Source organism: Pseudomonas sp. BF-R-19 (assembly GCF_019956445.1).
In the GTDB taxonomy this organism is placed as follows: domain Bacteria; phylum Pseudomonadota; class Gammaproteobacteria; order Pseudomonadales; family Pseudomonadaceae; genus Aquipseudomonas; species Aquipseudomonas fluorescens_BH.
On sequence record NZ_JAHBDN010000113.1, the window covers coordinates 1 to 11,007 of the forward strand.

General features: G+C 62.2%; 8 protein-coding genes. 4 read left to right on the top strand and 4 right to left on the bottom strand.

Annotation, left to right across the window (positions count from 1 at the left end; genetic code table 11):
- Window positions 1-238 precede the first annotated feature (238 nt).
- The 4 genes from betA to speB form a co-directional block, all read right to left on the bottom strand.
- On the bottom strand, window positions 239-1,927 hold the full coding sequence (gene betA / locus KGB28_RS29315) for a choline dehydrogenase (RefSeq protein WP_223448996.1): 1,689 nt from the start codon (window positions 1,925-1,927) through the stop codon (window positions 239-241).
- 32 nt (window positions 1,928-1,959) lie between these two features.
- Window positions 1,960-3,534 (bottom strand): purine-cytosine permease family protein, encoded by a 1,575-nt coding sequence (locus KGB28_RS29320; RefSeq protein WP_223448989.1) that lies wholly within the window; start codon window positions 3,532-3,534, stop codon window positions 1,960-1,962.
- A 227-nt stretch (window positions 3,535-3,761) separates the two neighbouring features.
- Window positions 3,762-5,273: an aldehyde dehydrogenase family protein gene (locus KGB28_RS29325; RefSeq protein WP_223448990.1), complete on the bottom strand. Its 1,512-nt coding sequence runs from the start codon at window positions 5,271-5,273 to the stop codon at window positions 3,762-3,764.
- A gap of 55 nt (window positions 5,274-5,328) precedes the next feature.
- The gene (gene speB / locus KGB28_RS29330; protein WP_223448991.1) at window positions 5,329-6,330 is read right to left on the bottom strand and encodes an agmatinase; all 1,002 of its coding nucleotides are present in this window, start codon (window positions 6,328-6,330) and stop codon (window positions 5,329-5,331) included.
- Window positions 6,331-6,481: 151 nt separating this feature from the next.
- Between speB and KGB28_RS29335 the strand changes: the two genes are divergently transcribed.
- The 4 genes from KGB28_RS29335 (at window position 6,482) to glyA (ending at window position 10,942) form a co-directional block, all read left to right on the top strand.
- Window positions 6,482-7,396, top strand: a complete 915-nt coding sequence (locus KGB28_RS29335) for a LysR family transcriptional regulator (RefSeq protein WP_223448992.1) — start codon at window positions 6,482-6,484, stop codon at window positions 7,394-7,396.
- Between the two features lie 68 nt (window positions 7,397-7,464).
- On the top strand, window positions 7,465-8,973 hold the full coding sequence (locus tag KGB28_RS29340; RefSeq protein WP_223448993.1) for a sigma-54-dependent transcriptional regulator: 1,509 nt from the start codon (window positions 7,465-7,467) through the stop codon (window positions 8,971-8,973).
- A gap of 287 nt (window positions 8,974-9,260) precedes the next feature.
- On the top strand, window positions 9,261-9,644 hold the full coding sequence (gene gcvH / locus KGB28_RS29345) for a glycine cleavage system protein GcvH (protein WP_223448994.1): 384 nt from the start codon (window positions 9,261-9,263) through the stop codon (window positions 9,642-9,644).
- Window positions 9,645-9,685: 41 nt separating this feature from the next.
- Window positions 9,686-10,942 (top strand): serine hydroxymethyltransferase, encoded by a 1,257-nt coding sequence (gene glyA, locus KGB28_RS29350; RefSeq protein ID WP_223448995.1) that lies wholly within the window; start codon window positions 9,686-9,688, stop codon window positions 10,940-10,942.
- Window positions 10,943-11,007 lie beyond the last annotated feature (65 nt).

Genomic DNA, 11,007 nt, shown 5'->3' on the forward strand with positions numbered 1-11,007 from the left:
TGGGCATCGATTCTCATCGAGGCGCGGGGCGACAACCCCAACTCAGACGCCGGATAGATGAAAGCAAGCCAAACACGACATCAACAACAGTATTGCAGAAAAGGGGGTAACCATAGATGTGGGAGCGGGCTTGCTCGCGAAGAGGCCGTGTCAGTCGACATAAATGCTGAATGACACGCCGCTTTCGCGAGCAAGCCCGCTCCCACATTAGGCTCCCACATTGGATTACGGATTGCCGTCAGACCCGCACGTTACGCCCCGGCAGCGAAGTACGCTGGCTGCTTTCCCAGCCTTCGACCAGCCCCACCGGCACATCCGCTGACGGCAACATCTGCGCGCCACGCACCAGATCGGACGCCCGCTCGGCGAGCATAATAGTCGGAGCATTCAGGTTGCCGTTCGGCTCGGTCGGGAACACCGACGAATCGATCACCCGCAGACCGGCGATGCCACGCACGCGCAATTCGGAATCGACCACCGCCATGTCGTCCTCGCCCATGCGGCACGAACCGCATGGATGGTAGGTGCTTTCCAGGTTGTCACGCACGAAGGCGTCGAGGTCTTCATCGCTGGTCACCTGCGCGCCCGGGGCGATTTCGCCGTCGCGGAAGCGGTCCATGGCTTTCTGGCCGATGATCTCGCGGGTCAGGCGAATGCAGCGGCGGAAGCCTTCGCGGTCCTCTTCCCGCTCCAGGTAGTTGAAGCGGATTTCCGGATGCTCATACGGATCGGCCGAGCGCACGCGCACGTAACCGCGACTTTTCGGTTTGTTCGGTCCGGTCAGCACCATGAAGCCGTGGCCCTTGATCGGCTTGTTGCCGTCGTAGCGCATCGCCGCCGGCAGGAAGTGGAACTGGATGTCCGGCCAGCGCAGGCCCTTCTCGGAGCGGATGAAACCACCAGCCTCGAAGTGGTTGGTGGCGCCCAGGCCGTCCTTGAACAGCAGCCAGCGCAGACCGATCATCAGTTTGCTCAGCGGGTCCATCTTGTTGTTGAGGGTCACCGGTTCCTTGCAACCGAACTGGATGTACACCTCGGCGTGATCCTGCAGGTTCTCCCCTACGCCCGGCAGGTCGTGGCGTACGCCGATCCCGGCCTTGCGCAGGACGTCCGCCGGGCCAATGCCCGAGCGTTGCAGCAGGTGCGGCGAGCCGATTGGCCCCGACGAGATCAGCACTTCGCGGTTGCAATACACCTGGTGGGTCTGGCCACCGTGGTCATACATGACCCCAACCGCACGCTTGCCTTCGAGAATGACCTGGCGCGTCATCGCGTGGGTGATCACCGTCAGGTTCGGACGGCCCATGGCCGGGCGCAGGTAGGCGTTGGCCGTGGAGCAGCGCACGCCGTTCTTCACGGTCATGTGCATGGCGCCGAAACCTTCCTGCATGTAGCCGTTGCAGTCTTCGGTCTTGATGTAGCCCGCCTCCGCACCGGCTTCGACCCAGGCACCGTACAGCGGGTTTTTCATGTGGTTGCCGTTGGTGGTGTGCAGCGGCCCGGTCTGCCCGCGATAGCTGTCGCCACCCGACTCATAGCTCTCGGCACGCTTGAAGTACGGCAGGCAGTTGCGATAGCCCCAGCCTTCGGCCCCCAGGGATTCCCACTCGTCAAAGTCCAACGCGTGACCACGGATGTACACCAGGCCGTTGATCGACGACGAACCGCCCAGCACCTTGCCCCGTGGGCAGTGAATGCGTCGGCCGTTGAGGTGGGTCTCCGGCTCGGTTTCGTAGCGCCAGTTGTACTTCTTGGTGTTCATCGGGATCGAGAATGCGCTCGGCATCTGGATCACTACGCTCTTGTCACTGCCGCCGAATTCCAGGACCAGCACCGAGGTGGCCGGGTCTTCGCTCAGGCGGTTGGCCAACACACAACCTGCCGAGCCTGCGCCAATGATGATGTAGTCGTATTTTTGCGTAGCCATTTTTTGCGTGGTCATTCTTTGCGTGGTCATAGTTATCTCCCGACCGTCGATTCAGTGAACACCGGCTGTGGCTGCTGTTTGTGGGTCAGCGTGTCGCCAGTGGTGTATTGCGGGGAGTTTTTCTCGATCTGCTGGATCACCGCTTCTTCGCGTTTCAGATCAATCGAGCGGCTCAGCCAGTAGTACGCCACGCCCGACACGATCAGCCCAACCAGCCAGGCGATGTCGATGCTGCCCAGCGCCTTGGCGAGCGGGCCGACATACACTTCGCGCTGTTCAACGCCGTCGTAGATGTAGAAGAACGGGATCATCGAGATAAAGCCGATGGCATAGGCGGCGATGCCGCGCAGCCCCCAGCTGCCGTAGATGTTGCCGTGGGGCATGAAGAAGTGCGGGATGGCGTAGCGGCCCTTGCGCACGAAGAAGTAGTCGGTGAGGTTGACCGAGGTCCAGGGCACCAGAAAGTACAGCATCACCACCAGGTAGATCCCCAGCACCGACAGGCCTTTGCCGGAACTCTGGATGCTCAGGGCCACGCCCAGTTGCAGCAGGATCACGAAGCCGATGGCCAGGATGCGTGCCTTGCGGGTGGGTTCGATGTGCTTGATTGAGTCGACGCAGGTCAGCGTGGTCAGCTTGGCGCTGTAGATGTTCATCGCGATCACCGGCAGGAACGCCAGGATGGTGACCACCACCACCGCCGTGCCCACCAGCGGCGACACGGTGTTGCCGACTTGCCCGAGGGCGACCAGCACGTCAGTGGTGTGCAGGTGATCGGCCAGCCAGCCACCCACGGAAATCATCCATGCACCGGACAGCGACGCCCCGAGGAACACCACGGCGATCAGCTTGCCGCTGGAGGTGTTTTTCGGCAGGTAGCGCGAATAGTCCGACACATAAGGCGCATAGGCGATGTTGTAGCTGGCGGCCGCCGCAAACTGCGCGATGAAACCGGTCCAGTTGAAACCCAGCGGCTCCCGGGCCACCTCGCCTTCCGCGAGTGCCGGCAGCACTGCATCCGGCACCCAGCCCATCACCACCGCCACGGTCACCAGGCCATACAGCGGCAGCGACAGGTACAACGCCCATTTGAAGCTGCGGTGCATCCAGTCATGGCCGAGAATCGCCAGCACCGCCGCCGGTATGGTCACCGCCACCGCGATCACCGCCGGGTTGAACCCGAACAGCGTGTGCAGCCCCTGCATCATCAGCACCAGGTTGACGATGTTGAAACCGGCGAACACGAACAGCGTCGCCAGCAGCACCAGGATCACCCCGCGATAACCGAACTGCGCACGGGACTGGATCATCTGCGGCAGGCCAAGGTGCGGGCCCTGGGAGCCGTGGAATGCCATGAACAGCGTGCCGAACATGATGCCCAGCGTACCGGCCAGCGTGGTCCATAGCGCAGTCAGGCCGACGCTTGGGCCGACGAAGCCGATGGTCATGGTGAAGAAGGTGAAATTGCCGAGGAACCAGAACGGGCCCTGACTGGCCAGCTTGTCAGTGCGCTCGTTCTCGGGGATGAAGTCAATCGAATGCCCCTCGACGACGGATTTTTCGTCGAGGCTGGACACGCTCGGGGCGGACTTGGCGTTAGTGTTCATGATGGACTCTTATTGTTGGAAGATCATGACGAGATAACCGCGTTCTTTCGGGTGAACGACTCCCGGGGCGCGTCCTTGCCGTTCCCGAATTTCAACGTTGCAAATGGCATAAAACCTGTAGGAGCGAGCTTGCTCGCGATGAATTCGGGTGCGCCGCGTTTAACCAGCAAGCACGCGTATTCGTTAACGACCATCGCGAGCAAGCTCGCTCCTACAAAGGGGTGGCGTCAGCTTGGCAGCGTGATCCACACCGCCTTGGTTTCGAGCAGGTAGTCGAGCTGCTCGGCGCCCAGGTCCTTGCCGAATCCGGACTGCTTGTAGCCACCGAACGGCATCGACGGATCGAGGGTGCCGTGGGCGTTGACGTAGACCGAGCCTGCCTTCAGACGTGGAATCAGGCTGTGCACCTTGCCCAGGTCGTTGGAGTACAGCGCCGCCGCCAGGCCGTAAGGCGAGTCGTTGGCAAGGGCCAGCGCCTCTTCCTCGTCGTCGAACGGTGCGGTGACCAGCACCGGGCCGAAGATTTCTTCCTGGACAATGCGCATGTCGTTGCGGCAGTTGGCGAAGATGGTCGGCTCGACGAAGAAGCCAGGGCCATCGACCGGTTGGCCGCCGTAGACCAGTTCGGCGCCTTCGGACTTGCCGGTTTCGATGTACTCGGTCACGCGCTGCTTTTGCAGGGCAGAAACCAGCGGACTGATGAAGCAATCTGGATCCAGGCCCGGAGCCATTTTCAGGGTGCGCGTGTAGGCGATCAGCTCACGCAGGAATTCGTCGTAGACACTGCTATGAATATAGGCCCGTGTACCGGCGTCGCATACCTGCCCGGAGTTGAAAAACACGCCGTTGGCGACCGCTTGGGCGGCGGCCGGGATGTCGGCGTCGGCGCAGACGATGACCGGTGATTTTCCACCGAGTTCGAGGGTCAGGCGCTTCATGTCATCCAGCGCTGCACGGCCGACAGTCTGGCCGACCGGGGTCGAGCCGGTGAAGGTCAGTTTGTCGATGCCAGGGTGGGTGGCCATGGCCGCACCGACCACGCTGCCGCGCCCGGTGACGATGTTGATCACGCCGTCAGGGATGCCCGCTTCCTGCACCAGTTCAGCGAAACGCAGGGCCGACAACGAAGTCAGTTCGGCGGGCTTGACCACCACGGTGCAACCGGTTGCCAGCGCCGCGCCGAGCTTCCAGGCCATGGTTTGCAGCGGGAAGTTCCACGGCACGATGGCGCCGACTACGCCGACCGCTTCCTTGCGGGTATAGGCCAGGTAGTTGCCCGGCAGCGAAGGTTCGACGGTACGGCCATGCAGCTTGGTGGCCCAGCCGGCGAAGTATCGCAGGGTATCCACGGTGCCCTGGATGTCGACGTCCTTGGCGAAGGCCACCGATTTGCCCATGTCGATGGATTCGATTTCCGCGAGCTCCGCGGCGTTCTGTTCGATCAGGTCGGCCAGGCGCTGCATCATGCGCTCGCGCTCGGCCGGTTTGGCCTGGCGCCAGGCGCCGCCGTCGAACTGCGCACGGGCGGCTTGCACGGCGCGGTCCAGGTCATCGGTGGTGCCCATGGGAATGCGGGTGATCAGGCCTTCGGTCGAGGGTTCGATCACATCGGAAGTCTGGCCGTCGCTGGCTTCGACCCAGGCGCCGCCGATGAACATTTTCTGGACCTTGCTGAGGAAGGTCTGGGTGGCTTCGCTGACGCCGAATTTCTGCAGGTAACTTTTGACGATCGTGTCCATTTTTGTTCTCTCTGCCCGGCAGTCAGGTCCTGCCGGGTTTTTGTGGTTTCGATGATCAGGCTGAAGTGGTTTCGCTCTCGGCGGCCGCCCGCACCTTGCCCCGTTCGTGGAAGATGAAACCGATGCTGTTGAGCAGCAGTTGCGCGGCGAGGATCGAGGTCATGCCGGTCGGGTCGTAGACCGGTGCCACTTCCACCAGGTCCATGCCGACGATGTTGCCCTTGCTGCGCTTGGCCAGGGCCTGGATGATTTCCAGCACTTCGTAGTAGAGGAAGCCGCCGTGGCTAGGGGTGCCGGTGCCGGGGGCGATGGACGGGTCGAAACCGTCGATGTCGATGGTGATGTAGTAGTTGATGTCCTGCGGGATCAGCGCCAGCACACCCTCGACGCCAAGGCGACGCACGTCACGCACCGAGAGGATTTTCGAGCCGGCTTCATGGGCTGCTTCGTAGTCGTCGCGGTTGGACGACGACACGTTGCGAATGCCCATCTGGGTCATGCCGACAATGTGGTTCATTTCCGAAGCGCGGCGCAGCGGGTTGCCGTGGCCGTAGCGAACACCGTGGCGTTCGTCGACGAAATCCAGGTGCGCATCGAAGTGGATGATGTGGATCGGGCCGCGGCCTTCGAAGGCCTTGATCACTGGCGCGTGCACCGAGTGGTCACCGCCGAGCACCACCGGCATCACGCCGGCATCGAGGATCTTGCGCACGGCGTATTCGGTGTTCTTGTTGCTGGTGGCCATGTCGGTGTGGACGATGTCGGCATCACCGACGTCAACCATGCGCACGTCCGATGCGGTGAGGTACATCACGTCATCTTCGTGGTCGTAGGCGCCAGCGTGGCCGAAGGAAAACAGCGTCGATGCTTCGCGAATCCCGCGTGGTCCGAAGCGTGCGCCGGAGCGCCACTGGGTGCCCATGTCGTTGGGCACGCCGAGCACCGCGACGTCGGCATCCAGTGCATCCCAATCGGTGCACACCGGGGATTTGCCAAAGGTGCAATGACCCACGAATGGCAGGTTCAGGCGACCGGATTCATAACCGTTGTTCGACATTTCTAGCCTCTCCACTTCTTGTTATCGGCTTGACGGACTGCAAGGCGACCGCCGTTGGAAAGACTATGGGCGCAGGTTTTCGTGGAAAAAATGCTAAACATCAGATACTCATATCGGTATTCCCGATGCGTCCCCATGCCGGAGGTCCAAGATGATCCAGCTGCACGATGTCGACCTGAAACTGCTCAGGGTGTTTGCCACGATTGTGCGCTGCGGCGGTTTCTCGGCCGCGCAGGCGGCGCTCAATGCCGGTCAGTCGACCATCAGCGAACAGATGACCCATCTGGAAACCCGCCTCGGGGTCAAGCTGTGCCAGCGCGGCCGCAGCGGCTTTCGCCTGACCGAACAAGGCGTGGCGATTCATGAAGCTACCCAGCGCCTGCTGTCGGCGGTGGAAAACTTCTGCATGGACGCCGACGTGCTCAAGCAGCACATCAGCGGCAAGCTCAACCTGGGGATCATCGACACCACGATCACAGACCCCGACTCGCCGATCCCGCACACCACCCAGCGCTTCGTCTCCCGAGGCCATGACGTGCACCTGAACGTGTACGTCGGCACCCCGGCTGAACTCGAAGAACGGGTGCTCGACGGTCGCCTGCACCTGGCCATCGGGCACTTTCCGATCCATGTGCCTGGGTTGCTGCAATCACCGCTGTACCAGGAAGCCCTGGGCTTGTATTGCGGCCGGCGTCACCCGTTGTACGGCAGCCACGCCGAAGGTGAGGAGTTGCTCGAAGAGGTCGCTGCGGGGCGCATCGTCGTGCGCGGCTACATGCAGCAATACGACCTCGAACACCTGGGCGTCAGCAAGGCGGCCGCCACCGTGGACAACATCGAAGCCACCGCGATCCTGATCATTTCCGGTGCCTACCTGGGTTTTCTGCCTGAGCACTTCGCCGCCCAATGGGTCAAGAGCGGCGAGATGCACCAACTCGCGCCGGCTAGCCTGCGCCTGAAATCGCCGTTCGACGTGATCACCCGTCGCGGCACGGCACCGCCACCTATCCTCCAGGCGTTCCTCGAGGACCTGGCCGCCAGCACCCGTAAAACCGGCAAGCCGTGATGTGACACTCGCCAAATTCAAATTTTGCCGGGCATACTGATTCGGTTCGCCAACCTTGCAGGCCCGTCATGCGCATCCACGTCACCTTCATCGACCGCGTCGGCATCACCCAGGAAGTGCTGGCCCTGCTCGGTGGACGCAGTTTCAACCTGGACGCCGTGGAGATGGTGCCGCCGAACGTCTACATCGATGCACCGACCCTCGGCGCCGAGGTGTTGGAGGAGTTGCGCGAAGCGCTTTTCGGCGTGCACGGCGTGCAAGCGGTGACCATGGTCGACATCCTTCCGGGGCAACGCCGGCGCCTGCAACTGGACGCGTTGCTGGCAGCCAGTTCCGACCCGGTGCTGGCGGTGGATGACCGCGGCCATGTGCTGCTGGCCAACCCGGCGCTGATCGCCCTTTGCGGGCGCGAGCCGGCCGGTGAATCGTTGACCACGCTGTTCGATGATCCGCAATTGCAGCGCACCTTGATCGCTCAGCATTTCCGCCTGCCGATGCACGAGGTCAGCCTCGGCGGCCAGACCTTGCTGCTCGATGCGATGCCGATCACCGACGCCGGCGCCCTGCTCACCCTGTATCAACCCAATCGCATTGGCGAACGCCTGTCGGCGCTGCACCATGACCATGCCGAAGGCTTCGATGCGCTGCTCGGCGAATCGCCGCCGATCCGTGCGCTCAAGGCCCGCGCGCAACGGGTGGCGGCCCTCGATGCACCGTTGCTGATCCAGGGTGAAACCGGCACCGGCAAGGAGCTGGTGGCCCGCGCTTGTCATGCCATCAGCCCACGGCACGACGCGCCGTTCCTGGCCCTGAACTGCGCGGCACTGCCGGAGAGCCTGGCCGAAAGCGAGCTGTTCGGCTACGCCCCCGGCGCCTTTACCGGTGCGCAACGGGGTGGCAAGCTCGGCCTGCTGGAACTGGCCGATCAGGGCACGGTGTTTCTCGATGAAGTGGGGGAAATGTCGCCCTATCTGCAAGCCAAGTTGCTGCGTTTCTTGAGCGATGGTTGCTTCCGTCGGGTCGGTGGCGACAAAGAAGTACGGGTCAATGTGCGGGTGCTCAGCGCCACCCACCGCGACCTGGAAAAAATGGTCGCCGAAGGGCGTTTTCGCGAAGACCTGTTCTACCGCCTCAACGTGCTCAACCTGCAAGTGCCGCCGCTGCGCGAACGCGGTCACGACATCCTGCTGATGGCCAATCACTTCATGCAACAGGCCTGCGCGCAGATCCAGCGACCGACGTGTCGTTTGGCACCGAGCACCTTCAGCGCCCTGCTCGGCAACCGCTGGCCGGGCAACGTGCGGCAACTGCAAAACGTGATCTTTCGCGCGGCGGCGATTTGCGAAAACCCGCTGGTGGACATCGACGACCTGGACATTGCGCGCACCGCGGTAGAGCGGCAAAACGACGGCGAAGTCGGCAGCCTGGAAGAAGCGGTTGGCGATTTTGAGAAGAACCTGCTGGAACAGCTTTATCGCAGCTATCCGTCCAGCCGGTTGCTGGCGGCGCGGTTGCAGACTTCCCATAGCGCCATCGCGATTCGATTACGCAAGTACGGGATTCCCAACAAACCCTGAACCTGGCTCCCACAGGGGATCAGTGTTGTTGCCGGGCTCTCCGTCTGCAAATCGATACAGCGTAGCAAAATCAAGACAAAACCTTTCCCACCCGCAATTACGGCGTCTGCGCCCACAGCCCTGCTTGTCTGTATTGATTTCAATACGGATGAAATCTCTCGCACTTAATAAAATAACTTCAAGCCATTGATTTAAAACGAATAAAAAACATTGGCACCGCCCTTGCTATCACTCCTGCAACCCCGCTCGTCGCCCCGCCACGAGCCTTAAAACAATAAGGAGTTGAGATGAACCAATTGCGTTTTACCGTCGATCACGAATGGTTGCGCCTCGAGAGCAATGGCCTGGTCACCGTCGGCATCACGGCGTTTGCCCAGCAGGCGCTGGGGGATGTGGTGTTCGTTCAGGTACCTGAGCTGGGCGCCTTCGATGCAGGCGCTGAAGTGTCGGTGCTGGAGTCGGTGAAAGCCGCCAGCAGTATCGGCATGCCGCTGGACGGTGACGTGGTCGAGATCAACGCGACGCTGGAAAGCACCCCGGAACTGGTCAACGAAGACCCCTTGGGTGAGGGCTGGTTCTTTCGCTTCAAACCGGTCGATGTCCAGGCGTTGAGCGATCTACTGGATCAAGACGCCTATGAACGCCTGACCGCAGAACACGCCGACGCCTGAAGCCCCCTGGGCATTTCCCGAATCCGCAAAAGGACCACACCATGTTCAGCAAGCACGACCAGATCAAAGGCTACGACGACGAACTGCTGGCGGCGATGAACGCCGAGGATGCGCGGCAGGAACACCACATCGAACTGATCGCCTCGGAAAACTACACCAGCCAGCGGGTGATGCAAGCCCAGGGCAGCGGCCTGACCAACAAGTACGCCGAAGGGTATCCGGGCAAGCGTTACTACGGCGGCTGCGAGCATGTCGATGTGGTCGAGCAACTGGCCATCGACCGCGCCAAACGGCTGTTCGGCGCCGATTACGCCAACGTCCAGCCGCACTCCGGCAGCCAGGCCAACGCCGCGGTTTATCTGGCCCTGCTGCAAGCCGGCGACACCGTGCTGGGCATGAGCCTGGCCCATGGCGGTCATCTGACCCACGGCGCCAAGGTGAGTTTTTCCGGCAAGCTGTACAACGCCGTGCAGTACGGCATCGACACCACCACGGGCCTGATCGACTACGACGAAGTCGAGCGCCTGGCGGTCGAGCACAAGCCGAAGATGATCATCGCCGGGTTCTCGGCCTATTCGAAGACCCTGGACTTCCCGCGTTTCCGCCAGATCGCCGACAAGGTCGGCGCGTATTTCTTCGTCGACATGGCCCACGTCGCCGGGCTGGTAGCCACCGGTCTGTACCCGAACCCGCTGCCCTACGCCGACGTGGTGACCACCACCACCCACAAGACCCTGCGCGGTCCCCGTGGCGGTTTGATCCTGGCCAAGGCCAATCCTGAACTTGAGAAAAAGCTCAACGCCGCGGTGTTCCCTGGTGGTCAGGGTGGGCCGTTGATGCACGTGATCGCTGCCAAGGCCGTGTGTTTCAAGGAAGCGCTGGAGCCGGCGTTCAAGACTTATCAGGCGCAAGTGATCCGCAACGCCCAGGCCATGGCGCAGGTCTTCATCGAGCGCGGTTACGACGTGGTGTCCGGCGGCACCGACAACCACTTGTTCCTGGTCAGCCTGATCCGCCAGGGCTTGACCGGCAAGGATGCCGACGCCGCCCTCGGTCGCGCCGGCATCACCGTGAACAAGAACGCCGTGCCCAACGACCCGCAATCGCCGTTCGTGACCTCCGGTCTGCGTATTGGCACGCCGGCGATCACCAGCCGTGGCTTCAAGGAAGCGCAGAGCATCGCGTTGGCGGGATGGATCTGCGACATCCTCGATCACCTCGGCGATGCCGATATCGAGGCCAATGTCGCACGGCAGGCGGCCGCCCTGTGCGCGGACTTCCCGGTTTACCGCGACTGACCACACAACACACCTCCCCTTGTGGGAGCGGGCTTGCTCGCGAAGGGGCCGTGTCAGTCGACATC

What these genes read in the sequence shown, in the direction of transcription:
- speB (WP_223448991.1), bottom strand. Translation starts at nt 6,330, where the DNA reads ATGTCGAACAACGGTTATGAATCCGGTCGCCTGAACCTGCCATTCGTG.
- KGB28_RS29340 (WP_223448993.1), top strand. Translation starts at nt 7,465, where the DNA reads ATGCGCATCCACGTCACCTTCATCGACCGCGTCGGCATCACCCAGGAA.
- KGB28_RS29325 (WP_223448990.1), bottom strand. Translation starts at nt 5,273, where the DNA reads ATGGACACGATCGTCAAAAGTTACCTGCAGAAATTCGGCGTCAGCGAA.
- KGB28_RS29335 (WP_223448992.1), top strand. Translation starts at nt 6,482, where the DNA reads ATGATCCAGCTGCACGATGTCGACCTGAAACTGCTCAGGGTGTTTGCC.
- glyA (WP_223448995.1), top strand. Translation starts at nt 9,686, where the DNA reads ATGTTCAGCAAGCACGACCAGATCAAAGGCTACGACGACGAACTGCTG.
- gcvH (WP_223448994.1), top strand. Translation starts at nt 9,261, where the DNA reads ATGAACCAATTGCGTTTTACCGTCGATCACGAATGGTTGCGCCTCGAG.
- betA (WP_223448996.1), bottom strand. Translation starts at nt 1,927, where the DNA reads ATGGCTACGCAAAAATACGACTACATCATCATTGGCGCAGGCTCGGCA.
- KGB28_RS29320 (WP_223448989.1), bottom strand. Translation starts at nt 3,534, where the DNA reads ATGAACACTAACGCCAAGTCCGCCCCGAGCGTGTCCAGCCTCGACGAA.